This window comes from Streptomyces oceani (assembly GCF_001751245.1).
Lineage (GTDB): Bacteria > Actinomycetota > Actinomycetes > Streptomycetales > Streptomycetaceae > Streptomyces > Streptomyces oceani.
In genome coordinates this window covers 81,713-99,172 of sequence record NZ_LJGU01000131.1, presented here as the reverse complement: position 1 = coordinate 99,172, position 17,460 = coordinate 81,713, and the positions used below count along the sequence as shown (strand labels likewise).

The 17,460-nt window shown below is 71.6% G+C and carries 17 protein-coding genes; 7 read left to right on the top strand and 10 right to left on the bottom strand.

All coding sequences use genetic code 11. The annotated features are described in order from the left end of the window. The 6 genes from AN216_RS16810 to AN216_RS16785 form a co-directional block, all read right to left on the bottom strand. Positions 1-313 (bottom strand): biotin/lipoyl-containing protein (locus AN216_RS16810; protein ID WP_338059256.1); only part of this gene is annotated, 313 nt, incomplete at its 3' end. Positions 314-369: 56 nt separating this feature from the next. Then, positions 370-1,758 (bottom strand): dihydrolipoyl dehydrogenase, encoded by a 1,389-nt coding sequence (gene lpdA, locus AN216_RS16805; protein ID WP_070197504.1) that lies wholly within the window; start codon positions 1,756-1,758, stop codon positions 370-372. A 294-nt stretch (positions 1,759-2,052) separates the two neighbouring features. Beyond that, on the bottom strand, positions 2,053-3,627 hold the full coding sequence (locus AN216_RS16800) for a leucyl aminopeptidase (protein WP_070197503.1): 1,575 nt from the start codon (positions 3,625-3,627) through the stop codon (positions 2,053-2,055). Between the two features lie 208 nt (positions 3,628-3,835). Continuing rightward, positions 3,836-4,759 carry an adenosylcobinamide-GDP ribazoletransferase gene (locus tag AN216_RS16795; protein WP_079166671.1) on the bottom strand — a complete coding sequence of 308 codons (924 nt, stop codon included), beginning with the start codon at positions 4,757-4,759 and terminating at the stop codon, positions 3,836-3,838. A 154-nt stretch (positions 4,760-4,913) separates the two neighbouring features. Next, entirely contained in the window at positions 4,914-6,041 is a 1,128-nt protein-coding gene (locus AN216_RS16790) for a nicotinate-nucleotide--dimethylbenzimidazole phosphoribosyltransferase (protein ID WP_070197502.1), read from the bottom strand. A gap of 75 nt (positions 6,042-6,116) precedes the next feature. Next, positions 6,117-6,326, bottom strand: coding sequence for a hypothetical protein (locus AN216_RS16785; RefSeq protein ID WP_070194533.1), 210 nt, complete (start codon positions 6,324-6,326; stop codon positions 6,117-6,119). A 144-nt stretch (positions 6,327-6,470) separates the two neighbouring features. Between AN216_RS16785 and AN216_RS16780 the strand changes: the two genes are divergently transcribed. Beyond that, positions 6,471-7,673 carry a bifunctional adenosylcobinamide kinase/adenosylcobinamide-phosphate guanylyltransferase gene (locus AN216_RS16780; protein WP_070197501.1) on the top strand — a complete coding sequence of 401 codons (1,203 nt, stop codon included), beginning with the start codon at positions 6,471-6,473 and terminating at the stop codon, positions 7,671-7,673. 122 nt (positions 7,674-7,795) lie between these two features. Here AN216_RS16780 and AN216_RS16775 read toward each other — a convergent pair whose 3' ends face one another. Then, on the bottom strand, positions 7,796-8,389 hold the full coding sequence (locus AN216_RS16775) for a DUF3043 domain-containing protein (protein WP_070197500.1): 594 nt from the start codon (positions 8,387-8,389) through the stop codon (positions 7,796-7,798). A 248-nt stretch (positions 8,390-8,637) separates the two neighbouring features. Here AN216_RS16775 and AN216_RS16770 point away from each other — a divergent pair, with 248 nt between their 5' ends. The 4 genes from AN216_RS16770 to AN216_RS16755 all read left to right on the top strand — a co-directional run bounded on the left by AN216_RS16770 (position 8,638) and on the right by AN216_RS16755 (position 12,020). After that, on the top strand, positions 8,638-9,435 hold the full coding sequence (locus AN216_RS16770; protein ID WP_070197499.1) for a PspA/IM30 family protein: 798 nt from the start codon (positions 8,638-8,640) through the stop codon (positions 9,433-9,435). Positions 9,436-9,549: 114 nt separating this feature from the next. Further along, the gene (pspAA, locus tag AN216_RS16765) at positions 9,550-9,837 is read left to right on the top strand and encodes a PspA-associated protein PspAA (protein WP_070197498.1); all 288 of its coding nucleotides are present in this window, start codon (positions 9,550-9,552) and stop codon (positions 9,835-9,837) included. A 99-nt stretch (positions 9,838-9,936) separates the two neighbouring features. Then, entirely contained in the window at positions 9,937-11,346 is a 1,410-nt protein-coding gene (locus tag AN216_RS16760; protein WP_420855755.1) for a sensor histidine kinase, read from the top strand. Then, positions 11,343-12,020 carry a response regulator gene (locus AN216_RS16755; protein WP_070197496.1) on the top strand — a complete coding sequence of 226 codons (678 nt, stop codon included), beginning with the start codon at positions 11,343-11,345 and terminating at the stop codon, positions 12,018-12,020. Before AN216_RS16760 ends, AN216_RS16755 begins: the two co-directional genes overlap by 4 nt. Before the next feature lie 246 nt (positions 12,021-12,266). Here AN216_RS16755 and nadA read toward each other — a convergent pair whose 3' ends face one another. Continuing rightward, entirely contained in the window at positions 12,267-13,460 is a 1,194-nt protein-coding gene (nadA, locus tag AN216_RS16750; RefSeq protein ID WP_070197495.1) for a quinolinate synthase NadA, read from the bottom strand. 425 nt (positions 13,461-13,885) lie between these two features. Between nadA and AN216_RS16745 the strand changes: the two genes are divergently transcribed. After that, a complete protein-coding gene (locus tag AN216_RS16745) occupies positions 13,886-14,239 on the top strand; it encodes a HesB/IscA family protein (protein ID WP_070197494.1) in 354 nt (117 codons plus the stop codon). Positions 14,240-14,377: 138 nt separating this feature from the next. On the opposite strand, the gene AN216_RS16740 is transcribed toward AN216_RS16745, so the two are convergent. Further along, positions 14,378-15,955, bottom strand: coding sequence for a hypothetical protein (locus AN216_RS16740; protein WP_070197493.1), 1,578 nt, complete (start codon positions 15,953-15,955; stop codon positions 14,378-14,380). Between the two features lie 100 nt (positions 15,956-16,055). Then, entirely contained in the window at positions 16,056-16,292 is a 237-nt protein-coding gene (locus tag AN216_RS16735; RefSeq protein ID WP_070197492.1) for a hypothetical protein, read from the bottom strand. Between the two features lie 136 nt (positions 16,293-16,428). On the opposite strand from AN216_RS16735, the gene AN216_RS16730 reads away from it, so the two are divergent. Then, on the top strand, positions 16,429-17,403 hold the full coding sequence (locus AN216_RS16730; protein WP_070197491.1) for a carbohydrate kinase family protein: 975 nt from the start codon (positions 16,429-16,431) through the stop codon (positions 17,401-17,403). Positions 17,404-17,460 lie beyond the last annotated feature (57 nt).

Here is a 17,460-nt window from a genome sequence, read left to right as displayed (position 1 = left end):
GCGCCGGCGCGGGCTGCTCCTGCGCGGGCTGCGCGGGTGCCTCGGCGGCCGGAGCCGCCGGCTGGCCACCGCCGTCGCCGTCGCCGATCAGCGCCAGCTCGACGCCGACCTCGACGGTCTCGTCCTCGGCCACCTTGATCGAGGTCAGGGTGCCCGCGGCGGGCGACGGGATCTCGGTGTCGACCTTGTCGGTGGAGACCTCGAGCAACGGCTCGTCGGCCTCTACGTGCTCACCCTCGGCTTTCAGCCACCGGGTGACGGTGCCCTCGGTGACGCTCTCACCGAGCGCCGGAAGGGTTACGGAAACCGCCATGGTTTCGGTTGCTCCTTACGAAATGTGCGGAAGTGTGGTCGCGCCCGGATTCCAGGTCAGTCGTGTGAGTGCAGCGGCTTGCCGGCGAGCGCCAGATGCGCCTCGCCCAGCGCCTCGTTCTGGGTCGGATGGGCGTGGATGAGCTGGGCGACCTCGGAGGGCAGCGCCTCCCAGTTGTAGATCAGCTGAGCCTCGCCCACCTGCTCGCCGAGCCGGTCACCGACCATGTGTACGCCGACCACGGCGCCGTCCCGCACCTGGACCAGCTTGATCTCGCCGGCCGTCTTCAGGATCTTGCTACGGCCGTTGCCCCCGAGGTTGTACTTCAGCGTCACGACCTTGTCCGCGCCGTACTTCTGCTTGGCCTGCTCCTCGGTGATGCCGACGGAGGCCACCTCGGGGTGGCAGTAGGTGACCCGGGGCACTCCGTCGTAGTCCACCGGCACCGGGTTCAGCCCGGCCAGCCGCTCGGCGACCAGGATGCCCTCCGCGAAGCCGACGTGCGCCAGCTGCAGGGTGGGGATCAGGTCACCGACCGCCGAGATGGTGGGCACGTTCGTCCGGCAGTACTCGTCGGCCAGCACGAAGCCGCGGTCCGTGGCGACGCCCGCCTCCTCGTAGCCCAGGCCCTGGGACACCGGGCCTCGGCCGATCGCCACCAGCAGCACCTCGGCCTCGTACTCCTTGCCGTTGGCGAGGGAGACCTTGACGCCGTTCTCGGTGTACTCGACCTTCTCGAAGAAGGAGCCCAGCGAGAACTTGATGCCGCGCTTCCGGAACGCCCGCTCCAGCAGCTTGGAGCTGTTCTCGTCCTCGGCGGGGACCAGGTGCGGCAGACCCTCGACGATGGTGACGTCGGTGCCGAACGACTTCCAGGCGGAGGCGAACTCGACGCCGATGACGCCGCCGCCCAGCACGATCGCCGACTCCGGCACCCGGTCCATCACCAGCGCGTGGTTGGACGAGATGACGCGGTTTCCGTCGATCTCCAGGCCCGGCAGCGACTTCGGCACGGAGCCGGTCGCCAGCAGGATGTGCCGACCCTCGTAGCGCTGACCGTTGACGTCGACGGAGGTGGGGGAGGAGAGTCGACCCTCGCCCTCCACGTACGTCACCTTGCGGCTGGACACCAGTCCCTGCAGCCCCTTGTGCAGGCCGGAGATCACGCCGTCCTTGTACTTGTGGACACCGGCCATGTCGATGCCCTCGAAGCTCGCCTTGACGCCGAAGCCCTCGCTGTCGCGGGCCTGGTCGGCCAGTTCGCCGGCGTGCAGCAGCGCCTTGGTGGGGATGCAGCCGTAGTGCAGACAGGTGCCGCCCAGCTTGTCCTTCTCGATCAGGGCGACATCCAGACCCAGCTGTGCGGCGCGCAGGGCAGCGGCATAGCCGCCGCTACCGCCTCCGAGGATCACTAGGTCGAAAACGGTGCTGGCGTCTTTCGCCACGTCACGTCCTCCATGCATGGGTGCGCCGTGGCCGGTCTCCGCCGGCCGGGCGGCTGTATGTTCGGCCGCTGTTTGTGTTCGGCCCTGGACTCGTCTTCTGTTGAAGCCACGGGGGCCCTGTCCTGCCGAAGACCCATCTTGTCACTTGTCGGCGGCGGACGGGACTCGGGTCCGGGGACGGGCCTCGGCTCGGTAGAGCACGGGTCGTGCCGTCCACATTCCCGCGGGGTGCCACACAGCCGTACGGCCCCGATCCGCCGGCGCGGTCGGGGCCGTGGCGGGCTCGGGCGTTCGTCAGGCCAGCTCCCCGGCCGCGGCCCGCTCGGCGACCGTCAGCAGGGTGCGTACGGCCACGCCCGTGCCGCCCTTCGGGGTGTAGCCGTAGGGGGCGGATTCGTTGAACGCCGGGCCGGCGATGTCCAGATGGCCCCAGGCGGTGTCCTCCGGCACGAACTCGCGCAGGAAGACGCCGGCGAGCAGCCCGCCCCCCATGCGTTCCCCGATGTTCTTGAGGTCCGCGATCGGCGAGTCCAGGCTGGCGCGCAGGTGCCCGGGCTCCGGCAGCGGCCAGGCGTCCTCGCCCGCGCTCTGAGCCGCCTCGTGCACGTCCGTACGGAACGCGTCGTCGTTCGCCATGATCCCGAACGTACGGTCGCCGAGCGCCACCACCATCGCACCGGTGAGCGTCGCCACGTCCAGCACCGCGTCCGGGGACTCCTCGCAGGCCCGGGCGAGCGCGTCGGCCAGCACCAGACGGCCCTCGGCGTCGGTGTTCAGGACCTCGACGGTGGTGCCGCTGTACATGCGCAGGACGTCGCCGGGCCGGGTGGCGTTGCCGGACGGCATGTTCTCGGCGAGCGCCAGCCAGCCGGTGACGTTGACCTGTAGCCTCAGCCGGGCGGCGGCGACCACCGCGCCGAAGACGGCGGCGGCACCGCTCATGTCGCACTTCATGGTCTCGTTGCTACCGGCCGGCTTGAGCGAGATGCCCCCGGAGTCGTAGGTGATGCCCTTGCCCACCAGCGCCAGTGACTTCTTCGCCTTGGGGTGCGTGTGCGACAGCTTGACCAGCCGCGGTGGTTGCGTGGACCCCTGACCGACACCGATGATGCCGCCGAAGCCGCCCTTGGCGAGCGCCTTCTCGTCCCACACCTCGACCTTGAGCTGGTGCTCCTTCGCGGCGGCCTGGGCTCGCGCGGCGAAGGTCTTCGGAGTCAGGTCGTTGGACGGGGTGTTCACCAGGTCCCGAGCCCGGTGCACCTCCTCGGCGAGCACCCGGGCCCGTTCGACCGCGGCCTGCTGCGCCTTGTCCCGCGGCTTGGCGCCGAGCAGCGCGATCTGCCCCAGCGGCCGGCCGGCCTTCGGCTGGTCCTTGCCGTTCTTGCCGTTCTTGCCGCCGTTTCCCTTCTTCGCCCCGTCGCCGTTCTCGCCGCGGTAGGTCGTGAAGGCGTACGCGCCGAGCAACGCGCCCTCGGCCACCGCGGCCACCGCCTCGGCGTCAGCGAGCGGGAGCGCGAAACCGGCCTTCTTCTTGCCTGCCAGGGCCCGCGCGGCGCTGCCGGCGGCGGACCGCAGGGTCTCCGGCTGGTAGGTACCGCTCTTCTTCTTCGGCGCCTTGCCCAGGCCCACCGCGAGCACCAGCGGCGCCCGCAGTCCGCCGGAGGGCGCCGGCAGCCGGGTCACCTCGCCCTCGCCGCCAGCCGCGCCGAGGCTGTCCAGGGTGTCGGCGAGCTTCCCGCCGTACGCCTTGGCCACGGCTTCGCTCCCCGGCGCGAGGACCAGTCCCTTGCTGCCCTTGGCGACACCGACGACGACGGCGTCCGCACGCAGCGTGGTGGCGGACGAGGAACTAAGAGTCAGAGGAGACACGTGGAAGGGACCTGCTTTCGTCTTGGGGGCCGTAGGAGGGTGTCCACGGCTGCGGCGGCCACTTTGGGCGTCGTATGCCGACTCGGGCCCGAGTTTTCGGCGACCCTACGCCCGTACGGCACCGACGCGCGATCCGCGTGCGGTGATCAGCCGGCTACGGGGCCTGGGACGTGGAACCGGGGAGGCAGCCGAATGACCGGGCGCTCCGTCAACCCAGCGTGAGCAGGACGAGCAGAACGGTGCCGGACGCCTCGGCCAACGCGCCGAACACATCGCCGTTCACCCCGCCGAACCGGCGGCGGCAGTGCCGCAGCAGCAGTTCGGCGGCGGCGAGCGCGAGCACCGCGCCGGCCGTCGCCAGCACGGCCCCCGGCAGTCCCGAGAGGAGGGCGCCGACCGCGCCGGACAGCAGCACGACCGTGCCCGCGGCCCCGTACGCGGTCCGTACGGGCACGCCGCCGGCCACCGCCGCCCCGAGACCGTCCGCCCGTGCCGCGGGCACCCCGGCACGGGCGGCGAGGGTCAGCGCGGTGCGGGAGACGAGCCCGGCCAACACGGTCGCCAGCCCACCGTGGGCCCACCCGTGCCCGTACAGCTCGTACAACGCGGCGACCTGGGCCAGCAGCACCAGGAGCAGCACGGTCACGCCGAACGGTCCGATGTCGGAGCGCTTCATGATCCGCAGCGCCTCGTCCGCCGGCCGGCCGCTGCCCAGGCCGTCCGCGACATCCGCCAGTCCGTCCAGGTGCAGTCCGCGAGTGAGGGCCGCGCCGAGGGCGACCCCTCCCACCGCCGCCAGGCCCGGGCCGGAGCCCAACAGCCAGAGCACGGCCCCCAGTACGCCCGCCGCCAGGCCGACCGTGCCGCCGGCGACCGGCGCGCACACCATGCCGACGCGGGCGGCGGCCCGGTCCCAACGCGGCACCCGTACGGGCATCACCGTCAGGGTGCCGAAGGCGAAGCGCAGCCCGTCGCCGAGCGAGGCCGGCCGGGGCTGGGTGCTCGGCTCGGTCCGGCCGGCCGTGAGTTCGTGGCCGGATTCCGGAACGGGTCCGAGTTCGGGTTCCGGGATGGGGCCAGGGACGGGGTCGGGCTCAGGAGCCGGATCGGGGGTGTGGTCGGGGGGATGCACCGGGTCGGTTCCGTCCTTCGGTGGCGCGGTCTCCGGGCGCGTACGGGCGCCGGTCAGCTACGGCACCCGTACGGGCCCCGGGGAGTGTACGGGCGTACTGCGCGGGACTCGGGGGTCGTACGGCGGGCTGTGGCCGTACGTCGGCCGTTCCTGGTCAGGTGGCGTCCAGCGGGTCCGGGAGGCTGGTGTCATCGTCAGCGGCCTGGCCTGCCGTCCCCTCCGGCGAGTCTCCCACGGACTCCGGCAGCTCGTGGGCGAGTTGGGCCGCCGCCTCCACGAGGCGCAGCGCGAGCAGTCCGCCCGTGCCACCGCCGACGGCCAAGCCGTGCTCGGCGAGCGGGTCGAGGGCCATCCGGTCCAGCGCCTTGCCCAGCGCGGGTTCGCCGTCGCTCCGACCGGCCAGCCACCAGTCGGGGGCGCGGAAGGCCACGCGTTGGGCGACCAGCGCGCAGGCCGCGGTCACCACGCCGTCCAGGATCACGGGGGTGCGGCGTACGGCGGACTGGAGCAGGAAGCCGGTCAGCGCCGTCAGGTCCGCGCCACCGACCGTGGCGAGCAGCCGCAACTGGTCACCCTGCACCGGCCGGGCCCGGCGCAGTCCGTCTCGGACGGCGGCGCACTTGCGCATCCAGGCGAGGTCGTCGATGCCCGCGCCGCCCCGGCCGGTGACCACGGAGGCGTCGGTTCCGCACAGTGCGCCGATCAGGGTGGCGGCGGCGGTGGTGCCGCCGACCGACAGGTCACCGAGCACCACCAGGTCCGCGCCGGCGTCGGCCTCCTCGTCCGCCACGGCCATGCCCGCGCGGAACGCCTCCTCCGCCTCGTCCGCGGTGAGGGTGTCCTCCACGTCCAGGCGGCCACCGGAGCGGCGTACGCGATGCCGGGTGACGTCCGGCGGCAGCTCGTCCTCCGGACAGTCCAGCGACATGTCGACCACCCGGAGCCCCACCCCGAACCGGCGGGCGAGGACGGCGCCAGGGCTCTCACCGTCCAGCACCGACCGTACGAGCCCGACGGCGGAGCCGGCGGGGCGGCCGGAAACGTCGAGTTCGGCCACCCCGTGATCGCCCGCGAACAACACCAGCCGCGGCTCGGTCACCGGCCGCACCGGCACGGCGTCCTGTACGGCGGCGAGCCACTCGCCGAGTTCGTCCAGCCGTCCGAGCCCGGCCGGCGGCAGCCCCGTACGGGCCCGGCGTTCCTCGGCCGCGCGACGCAGCTCGCCCCGCGGGCGCTCGATGAGGTCTTCGAACTCGTCCAGGTTCAGGCTGCCGTCACGCATGCGGCGAACCCTACTGGACTCCGCCCGCCCGTTCCCGGGCGGCGGAGTCCAGGTCACCGGGGGAGGGGCACGGGGTCATTCGTCCGCGGAGTGCAGGCTCATGGGTCCGTACACCTTCGTGTCGTCCTCGAAGAGCGACACCTGGTCCGTCCCGCCGTCCAGCAGGTCCCGCCAGACCTCCCCGATCCAGGACTCGGCGTCCCCCTGGGTGGTGAACTCCTCGGGCTGTACGGCTGGTTCCGTCTCGCCGCCGTCGGACTTCTCGAACCGCCACGTCCACGCCATGTCGCCTCCAAGATCGTTGGGCTGCTCCCCGAAGACTAGTCGCCCATCCTCACCACGCGGGCGAACGTAGGCGAACGTACGGGTCCCCGCCCGCTCCCGCGTGCCCGATGCGCGGCTCGCAAGAGGGCGCGAGACGATCGGGGGGTGGAACTCACTCTCCTGGGCACCGGTGCGCCGGCGGGTCTGCCCCGACCCGGCTGCCCCTGCGCGGCGTGCGCGGTCGCCGTGGGCGGCGAGGCACGGGCGGCGACGGCCGTCCTGGTGGACGGCGCCATACTGCTCGACCTCACCCCGGGCCCCGCCTTCGCCGCCGCCCGGACCGGCCGCAGCCTGCAGGGCGTACGCCATGTGCTGCTCTCCCACCCGCACGACGGGCCCGCCCAGGAGATCCCCGCCGGGCTCCCGGCGCCCGTCCGTGTGCCGGACGGTCAGGAACTCGCGCTGATCAGCGGCCATCGGGTGCGCGCCGTGCCGCTGGACGCGCCCGGTACCGGATACCGGGTGACCGGACCGGACGGGGACCGGCTGCTCTACCTGCCGCCCGGGACCGCTTTGGCGGGACCCGAACCCCCGGACCGGCCGTACGACCTGGTGCTGCTCGACGTGCTCGGGCGTCCGGAGGCGCTGGCCCGGCTGCGGGCGATCGGTGCCGTGGGGCCGGAGACGGCCGTCGTCGCGGTGCACATCGACCATGACGTGCACCCGGGCCCGGAACTGCACCGCCGGCTCGCCTCGGCCGGCGCCCGGGCCGAGGCCGACGGAGCCTCGCTGACAACCGGCGCCTGGTACGACACCCCGCGGCTGCCCGGGCGCACTCTGGTGCTCGGGGGCGCGCGCTCGGGCAAGTCCGCGGAGGCCGAGCGACGGCTGGCGGCCTTCCCCGGCGTCGAGTACGTCGCCACCGGCGGCTCCCGGCGGGGTGACCCCGAGTGGGCGGAGCGGGTCGCGCTGCATCGGGAACGTCGCCCGGCCTCCTGGCGTACGACGGAGACCTGCGACCTGGTGCCGCTGCTGGCCGAGGCTGACGGGGAGCCGCTGCTGATCGACTGTCTCGCGCTCTGGCTGACCGACGCCATGGACGTCGTGGGGGCCTGGGACGACGAGCACTGGGCGGCCGACGGCGCGCGGGCGCTGAGACGCCGTACCGGCGAACTCGTGGCCGCGCTGCGCGGCAGCGGGCGGATGGTCGTCGCGGTCAGCAACGAGGTCGGCTCCGGAGTGGTGCCGGCCACCCCCGCCGGCCGGCGTTTCCGGGACGAACTGGGTCGGCTGAACGCGGCCGTGGCCGCGGAGTGCGAGGAAGTGCTGCTGGTGGTGGCTGGTACGGCGGTGCGGCTACGCGGCTGAACCGGCCGGTTCCGGCGCTCGGCCCGCTCCGCCCGGAAGCGAGCGGGACCCGGTCCCGTCCGGACCGTACCCTCGCCGCCGTCGCGCTCAGGCCCGGCGGTCCGCCGGGCCGGCCGCCCGGGTCAGATCTCGTCGCCCCGGTCGACCTGCGGCTTCGGCAGCCGCATCCGGCGCATCTGGAGCGTCCGCATCAGGGCGTACCGGGTGGCCCCCTTAGTGGGCTCGTCCTCGAACCGGGCACGCAGGGCCTTGCGGAGCCGGACACTCGTACTGATCGAGTCCAGCATGATCATCACGATCACGAACAGCCACAGCAGCAGCGAGATGTTCCGTACCTGCATCGAGGGCACCAGGCTCATCGCCAGGATGCAGATCGCGATGGGCAGGAAGAACTCCGCGACGCTCCACCGGGAGTCGACGAAGTCGCGCACGAACCGGCGCACCCGCCCCTTGTCGCGAGCGGGGAGGTAGCGCTCGTCGCCACTCGCCAGCGCCTCGCGCTGGCGGTTCATGGCGCGCCGCTTCGCCTCGCGGTCGCGCTTGGCCGCCTCCCGGCGATTGGCCGGCATCCTGGCGATCTCCCGTCGCTGGGACTCGGACTCGCTGCGCTTCGGGGTGGGACGGCCCTTGGGGGCCTCGGGGTCACGGCGTGTGGGCTCGGGCTCGGTCACCTGGGTGGCGGAGGCCTGCCCATCCTTCGAACGGCTTCGGAACACACCTCAAGAGTACGGTGCCACCAGGTGTGACCCACAGTCCGGAGGGGAACGATCCGGCAACGCCTCGTTATGTCCTCTCCCGGTGCCGTGTTCCTACACCCTGCGCCGGAGAAGCCCGGGGTGGGGTTTGGTACTCCAGGATGAGCAGATCGGCACCCGATCAGTGCGGTAATGGAACCAAGCCCCGTACCCTGGGGTCCCAAGACGTGCTGAGGCTCGAGTCCGAACGAAGGGGGCGCGCGAGGCCCATGAGCGGTGTCATGAAGCGTATGGGAATGCTTTTCCGCGCGAAGGCCAACAAGGCCCTGGACCGGGCTGAGGACCCGCGCGAAACGCTGGACTACTCGTACCAGAAGCAGCTCGAGCTGCTGCAGAAGGTGCGCAGGGGAGTCGCCGACGTCGCGACCTCCCGTAAGCGGCTGGAACTCCAGCTGAACCAGCTGCAGGGGCAGTCCTCAAAGCTCGAGGACCAGGGCAAGAAGGCCTTGGCGCTCGGTCGGGAGGACTTGGCGCGGGAGGCGCTGACCCGGCGTTCCGCGCTCCAGCAGCAGGTGACGGACCTGGAGACACAGCACCAGACGCTGCAGGGTGAGGAGGAGAAGCTCACTCTCGCCGCGCAGCGTCTCCAGGCCAAGGTGGACTCCTTCCGTACGAAGAAGGAGACCATCAAGGCGACCTACACGGCGGCCCAGGCCCAGACACAGATCGGCGAGGCGTTCTCCGGCATCTCCGAGGAGATGGGCGACGTCGGAGTGGCCATCCAGCGGGCCGAGGACAAGACACAGCAGCTTCAGGCACGCTCCGGCGCCATCGACGAGCTGCTCGCCTCGGGTGCGCTGGACGACGCGTCGAACACGGCGAAGGACGACATCACCGCCGAGTTGGACCGACTGTCCGGTGGTACGGACGTGGAGCTGGAGCTGCAGCGGATGAAGTCCGAGCTGGCCGGTTCGAGCACCGAGGGCCAGCAGGCCATCGAGGGTGGTGACCAGCAGGGCTCGGTCCAGCAGCAGTCGCAGGAAACGCCGAGGTTCGACAAGCAGTGAGCCGCGGGCGGTTCGTCGGTCGACGGGCTGACCGACGGACGCACGACCGGCCGCACCGGATGCGGGCGGATCGGGTGGTCAGCCGCCGAGCGCCCCGTTGTGAAGGAGTGCGTCGTGATCGTACGGATCATGGGGGAAGGGCAGGTGAAGCTGGACGACAGCCACTTCACCGAACTGAACAAGCTCGATGACGAGTTGCTCGCGGAGATGGAGACCGGGGACGAGGCGGGTTTCCGTAACACGCTGGGCGCGCTGCTCAACGCCGTACGGACCATGGGCACCGCGCTGCCCGACGACTCCCTGGAGCCCTCCGAGCTGATCCTGCCCGCCCCGGACGCCTCGCTGGCCGAGGTGCGCGGCATGCTCAGCGAGGACGGGCTCATCCCCGGATCGACCGACTGACGGTCCCGGTGATCGTGGAAGCGGCGTGTGGGAGTGGCCGGCCGGACCCGTGCCGCGGGGCGGCGATTGGCCTTCGGCGGGTGGCTCCAGCACCGTAGCCTGCCCTTCGTGACGACGTTTCCCGGTACGGCCCGAATTCCGCGGATACGCGATTGGCTGCGCGCACATCCGGAGACGGCGGACGCGCTGCTCGCGCTCGTCGCTTTCGGCCTGGTGCTGTTCGGCGCCGCGACCGAGCCGCACACGCCGGACGGGCGCCCCCAGTTCGGCGGGCGGGAGGTGAACTCGCAGACCGTGCTGTTGGCGGCGCTGGGCTGCGGCAGCCTCGTCCTGCGACGGCGGATGCCGCTGCCCGTGCTGTGCCTCACGACCTTCGTGACCGTCCTCGGACTGGTGACCGACCCGGCCACGGACACGCCGTCCAGCAGCCGTGCGCCGTTGGCGATGGCCTCGGTGATCGCGCTCTACACGGTGTGCGCCCGCACGGACCGGACCACCTCCTGGCGAGTCGGCGCGATCTCGGCGGCGGTGGTGGCCACCGCCGGCATGCTGTTCGGTGCCCACCCCTGGTACGCCCAGGAGAACCTCGGCATCTTCGCCTGGACGGGGCTGGCCGCGGCGGCGGGGGACGCGGTGCGCAGCAGACGCGCGTACGTCGACGCCATACGGGAACGTGCCGAGCGCGCCGAACGTACTCGTGAGGAGGAGGCCCGGCGGCAGGTGGCGGAGGAGCGGATGCGGATCGCGCGGGAGCTGCACGACGTGGTCGCGCACCACATCGCACTGGTCAATGTGCAGGCTGGTGTCGCCTCCCGGGTGCTTGACCGGCAGCCGGATCAGGCCAAGCGGGCGCTGGCGCACGTCAGGGAGGAGAGCCGGCACGCCCTGGGTGAGCTGCAGTCCACGGTGGGCCTGCTGCGGCGGTCCGGTGATCCGGCCTCGCCCACCGAACCAGCGCCCGGCCTCGGGATGTTGGGCGAACTGCTGGCCGGTTTCCGCCGGGCCGGTCTGACCGTCGAGCTGACGGACACGACGGCGGGCCGTGCGTTGCCGTCGGCGGTCGACCTGACCGCGTACCGGGTGGTGCAGGAGGCGCTGACCAACGTCCAGAAGCACGTGGGGGTCGGTGCCCGGGTTCAGGTGCGGATCGGTCAGCGGGCTGACGGGCTGTTCGTACGGGTGCGCGATGACGGCGCCGGGGGCGGGGGCACGGATGGCGCCGGCGGGGAGGAGGCCGCCAGGCCCGCAGCCGTTGGTGCGGCTGACACCGGGAGCGGGTTGGGACTCCTCGGGATGCGGGAGCGGGTCACCGCGGTGCAGGGCAGCTGTGTCGCCGGGCCGTCCCCGGACGGCGGCTTCGACGTACGGGTGTGGCTGCCGGCGTCGGCGGGCGGGACGGAGCGGGGCGCCGTGACACCGGCGCGCTCCACACGGGATGGCGCGCCCGGCAGGGGAGCGGATGACAGGGGAGCCGATGAACAGGTCACGGACACGGAGGGGACCCGTTGACGATTCGCGTGGTGTTGGCCGACGACCAGGCGCTGTTGCGCAGCGCGTTCCGGGTGTTGGTGGAGTCGGAGGAGGACATGGAGGTGGTGGGGGAGGCGGCCGACGGGGCGCAGGCGGTCGCCGTGACTCGCGAGCAGGGTGCCGACGTGGTGTTGATGGATATCCGAATGCCCGGCACGGACGGTATCGCCGCGACCCGGCAGATCGGTGCTGATCCCGCCCTGGATCGGGTGCGTGTGGTGATCCTGACGACCTTCGAGCAGGACGAGTACGTCCTGGAGTCGCTCCGGGCCGGCGCCTCCGGGTTTCTCGGCAAGGGCGCCGAGCCCGGGGAGATGCTGTCGGCCATCCGGATCGCGGCGGCGGGCGAGGCGTTGTTGTCACCGGCCGCGACGAAGGGGCTGATCGCGAGGTTCCTCGCGCAGCGTGATTCGGGGGAGCCCGCCGAGGAATCCGGTGTCGGCGTGCTGGAGGCGCTCACCGGCCGAGAGCGGGAGGTGCTGGCTCTGGTCGCCGGGGGTCTTTCGAACGACCAGATCGCGGGCCGGTTGTCCGTCAGTCCGCTGACGGTGAAGACCCACGTCAACCGGACCATGTCCAAGCTCGCCGCACGGGATCGCGCGCAGTTGGTGGTCGCGGCGTATGAGAGTGGTCTCGTCGCTCCCGGCGGTTGAGCGTGTTGTCCGTCCGGGGCGATGGGGTGCTGCTCCCGGCGGTTGAGCGTGTTGTCCGTCCGGGGCGATGGGGTGCTGCTCCCGGCGGTTGAGCGTGTTGTCCGGACGAGGCGAGGGGGCGCCGTCCCGGGCTGGTAGGCCTGAGGCGCGCCCGCCCGGGTCCGTACGAACCCCCGTCCCGTACGAACCCGGGCGGGCCGTGTGTGGGCGGCGTCGCTCGGCTGACCTGCCCTGACCGGTGACGGGTCAGGGCAGCGCCAGCATTCGCTCAAGCGCCAGCTTGGCGAACTTCTCGGTGTCCGGGTCCACTTCGATCCGGTTGACCGTGTTGCCGGCGACGAGTGACTCCAGTGCCCAGACCAGGTGCGGCAGGTCGATGCGGTTCATGGTGGAGCAGAAGCACACCGTCCGGTCCAGGAAGGCGATCTCCTTGCCCTGGTCGGCGTACCGGTTGGCCAGCCGGCGTACGAGGTTCAGCTCGGTGCCTATCGCCCACTTCGAGCCGGCGGGGGCGGCGTCCAGGGTCTTGATGATGTGCTCTGTCGAACCGACGTGGTCCGCCGCCGTCACGACCTCGTGCTTGCACTCAGGGTGCACCAGGACGTTGACGCCCGGCATCCGCTCGCGCACCTCGTTCACCGAGTCCAGGGAGAACCTCCCGTGCACGGAACAGTGGCCACGCCACAGGATCACGCGGGCGTCGCGCAGCTGCTGAGTGGTGAGTCCGCCGCCCGGCTTGTGCGGGTTGTAGACGACGCAGTCCTCCAGCGACAGGCCAAGCTCCAGCACCGCGGTGTTCCGGCCCAGGTGCTGGTCAGGCAGGAACAGCACCTTGCGCTCGGGGCCGCCGTCCCCCTGCGCGAAGGCCCACTCCAGCGCTCGGCGGGCGTTGGAGGAGGTGCAGATGGTGCCCCCGTTTCGTCCGGTGAACGCCTTGATGTCCGCGGAGGAGTTCATGTACGAGACCGGGACGGTCGTCTCGGCCACCCCGGTCTCGGTCAGTACGTCCCAGCACTCGGCGACCTGCTCGGCGCTCGCCATGTCGGCCATCGAGCAGCCCGCGGCCAGGTCGGGCAGCACGACACGCTGCTGTTCGGAGGTGAGGATGTCCGCGGACTCGGCCATGAAGTGCACGCCGCAGAAGACGATGTACTCCGCGTCCGGTCGGGCGGCGGCCTCGCGGGCGAGTTTGAAGGAGTCCCCGGTGACGTCCGCGAACTCGATCACCTCGTCCCGCTGGTAGTGGTGGCCGAGCACGAAGAGCCGGTCGCCCAGCGCCGCCTTCGCCTCCCGCGCCCGCCGGACCAGGTCGGGGTCGGAGGCCGCGGGCAGGTCGCCCGGGCAGTCCACGCCGCGTTCGCTTCTGGTGTCGGCCTCCCGGCCGAGCAGCAGCAGCGCGAGCGGTGTCGGTTGTACGTCCAGAGGTTGGGCGGCGGACACGGCACGCACCCTTTCTGAGCCGGAGGATACTGAGAGCGTCCGGCAGTGGGTGAGCGGCGTCGGTCGCCGATGCCCGGCGCCCGGCTGCGTTGTCGTCGGTCGACAGCGCCTCCGGCTGCCTCCCTCATCCGCCTTGCCGGACTTGGACCTCGACGCCCTCCTTCTCCCACTCACCCACTGCCGGATGCTCTTATCGTCGTGCTGACGTTATTCATCATAGCCGCTTCACGTCAGTTTGACGATGCCTGCCGGACGGTGTGACACATCACCCCGAGCGCCGTCGGACGCGGTGACCATGACCACGTACGGCCCGATGTGCGAGCATGTGAGAGGCGCGACTACGCGTGTCAGCCCTGGAATGAATCCGGGATGTCACCGGTTGCCTCCGGTGGCAGAGCAGTCCGTACAACCCGGGAGAGAAGCAGATGTCCGTATCGGACGAGACCGCTGTGAGCGAGGGCATCATCCTGTCCGACACCGCCGCGGCGAAGGTCAAGAGCCTGCTCGAGCAGGAGGGTCGGGACGATCTGGCGCTGCGTGTGGCGGTACAGCCGGGCGGCTGCTCCGGCCTGCGGTACCAACTGTTCTTCGACGAGCGGTCGCTGGACGGAGACGTGGTCAAGGACTTCGACGGCGTCCAGGTCGTCACGGACCGGATGAGCGCTCCGTACCTGGGCGGTGCCTCGATCGACTTCGTCGACACCATCGAGAAGCAGGGCTTCACCATCGACAACCCGAACGCCACGGGTTCCTGCGCCTGTGGCGACTCCTTCAGCTGAGCGACTGAGCTGAGCGACACACGACCAACGGGCGGCCCGCTGCCGGGCCGCCCGTTGGTCGTGGTCACGCACGCCCGTGGCGGGTGCGTACGCGCGCACGCTCACGCTCGCGCCACGAGCATCCGCCCGCGGCACCGGTCACTTGCTCCTCGGCAACGGATCGCCGTCCCGCGCGTCCACGACCTCGCGCTCGCCGAGCGGCTCGTCCAGGGTCACCTTCACCCGCTGCTGCTTCGCGATCTGCACACAGGCCTGCTTCGTCTTCTGCTTCTCCGCCTGGATCGACACCTTCACCTGCTTCCCGGAGGCGTCCACGCTGCCCTTGTACGTATGGCAGACGCCGCCCCAGAAGGTCAGCGTGAGCGTACGGTCCGCGCTGCCGTCCCCGGTGGCGTAGGAGGTCACGCCCAGGCGCTCGCCCCCGCCGCCCGGCTCGGCCCGGGGCGGCCGCGCCTCCTGCTCGCCGCCGTCACCGCCGTCCGATTCGCTGTTCGGGCCCTTGAGGTACTCCGGCTCCACCGCCGGGTAGGTCACCTTGTGCGACTCGCCGTCGCCGGCCGGGCGCACCTCGTAGGTCCAGGACGGTACGAGCACCGCCCGCCCCTTGGAGTACTGCGTGTCCAGCCCGAACTCGGCGTCGGTGACCGTGCGCGGCTTCCGCTCGGCGGGCGCGGCACAGGGGACGTCTGCGCGGGAGGCGTCGTCAGCCTCGCTGGTCTGGGTCTGGGGCTTGCCGTGGGCCTCGGTCTCCGCGCTCGACTGGCCGCCCCCGCCGCGGGTGGGCGGCGATCCCTCGTCGGCGCACTCGACGCCGGCCACGCTGATCGGGCCGCGCTCCGGCACCTGCTTCAGCGTCTCCGCGGCGGTCAGTACCGGATACGCGTCGCCCTGCGTGGGCTGGCCCAACTGACCATGGCCGCGCAGCAGTTCACCGTCCGGCCCGACCGTGAAGGAACCACCCCAGTCCTGGGTGGGCAGGCCGCCCACCTGAGGCCGCACCTTCACCACCCGCTGGCCGTCGTGTGCCGAGGAGGCGTCCAGGTCCGCCCCGCCCAGATCCAGCGCGTGCAGCACCGGGCGCACGGCCGACTCCGCCTGCGCCTCGGTCACGGGTCGCCGCTCGCCCGCGCCCTGCTGCTCGGAGCCGTCCGCTCCCTGGGAACTGATCCCGGCGGGGTGGGAGTACGCCCAACGGCCACTGGACCGTTCGTCCCCGACCGTCAGGGACGGCCCCTCGTCCTTCGCGTCGTTCTCGCCCGTCTCGCCGTTCTCGTCCTTTCCGCCCACGGAGACCGTCCAGCCGCCGTCCGAGTGCCGCGGCGTGCCTCGTACGTCCAGGGCCGCCGCGATGGCCGCCACCTCGGATTCGCTGACGCCTTCCTTGGCGCGGAAGACGGACGCGGAGTCCGGGCCCTTGGGGAGTTCGCCGGACACGCGGTAGTCGGCGCCTTGCGGGTCCGGTTCGCCGGGGGCGATCCCGGAGCGGCTGCTGTCCGTACTGTCCGTCGCCGTGGTCAGGCCGTGGCCGTCCAGCACCAGCGGCTCGGGATCGGGTTTCGCGTTGGCGCGCGGCTGGTCCTCGTCCGTGGTCTGATCAGCGCTGTGGGACGCCCAGTACGCGCCACCGCCTCCGGCCAGCAGCACGGCGGCCGCGACCGAGAGGACGGTCAGGCGCCGACGCCGCCTGGGCGGCTCGGGGGTTTCTCGGGTGGTCACGGCATCGCTCCTTCGGCTCCGTTCTCACTCGTGCGGTCCCCGAGGAGGGGACACGCGTTGGACGGAGCGCCGGGGTGCCCGGTTCCCTCCGGGCGCGTGGTCACTCGGCGTATCCGGGCATGTCGTCCAGGAGCCGTACGCACCCCTCCGGTACGCGCACGCCGCCGGGACGCGGCGGCGTCGCGTGGTGGCCGCGCGGTCCTCTGTCGGCGAGCGGGTCCGGCTGCCCTGGACTCGGGGACCAACGTCTCCGCAGCAGCGCACAGTCCTCGCGCAGCTGCGCGAGGGAGGCTGGCTCGGCGGGGCGGATGTCGGCGTGCCGGGTGCTCTCCGTCATGGATGTCACATTACGCAGCGGGTGATTACTCGGGAAGGTCCTACTATGGGGTAGTTACTGCCTGTTCGTATTCGCGCGTTCAGCGGGTAGCTTGGTCGAGCCCGCTATTCCTACTCCTTCTGGAGCAGAATTCGTCGTGCGTATCGCAGTGACCGGCTCTATCGCCACCGACCACCTGATGACCTTCCCCGGCCGTTTCGCCGACCAACTGGTCGCCGATCAGCTGCACATGGTCTCCCTCTCGTTCCTCGTGGACAACCTCGACGTGCGCCGCGGCGGAGTCGCCGCGAACATCGCCTTCGGCATGGGCCAGCTCGGCACCCGGCCGATCCTCGTCGGCGCCGTCGGCCAGGACTTCGAGGAGTACCGCGCCTGGCTCGACCGTCACGGTGTGGACACCGCATCCATCCACGTCTCCGAGACGGCGCACACCTCGCGGTTCATCTGCACCACGGACGAGGACCAGAACCAGATCGGCTCGTTCTACGCCGGTGCGATGAGCGAGGCCCGGCTGATCGAGCTGAAGGCGGTCGCGGATCGTGTCGGCACCCTGGACCTGGTGTGTATCGGCGCGGGTGACCCGGAAGCCATGACCCGGCACACCGAGGAGTGCCGGACGCGCGGCATCCCGTTCGCTGCGGACTTCTCCCAGCAGATCGCCAGGATGGAGGGGCCGGAGATCCGCGGACTGATGGACGGTGCCGCCTTCCTCTTCACGAACGAGTACGAGAAGGGCCTCATCGAGAACAAGACCGGATGGTCCGACGCGGAGGTTCTCGACCGGGTCACCACGAGGGTCACCACGCTGGGCGCGCAGGGTGTGCGTATCGAGCGGAAGGGCGAGGAGCCGATCCTCGTCGGCACTCCGGAGGAGGAGGCCAAGGTCGACCCGACCGGTGTCGGGGACGCCTTCCGCTCGGGCTTCCTCACCGGACTCGCCTGGGACGTCGGCCTGGAGCGGGCCGCGCAGATCGGCTGCATGATGGCCACCCTGGTGATCGAGACGGACGGGCCGCAGGAACACGACGTGCGGCGCGGCAACTTCATCGAGCGCTTCACCAAGGCGTACGGCGAGGACGCGGCGGCTCAGATCCGCCCGCACCTGCCCTGACCCGCCAGGGCCGGCCCGCTCGGGCTGGTCCGAATCCCGCTGGTCACCCGGGCCGGC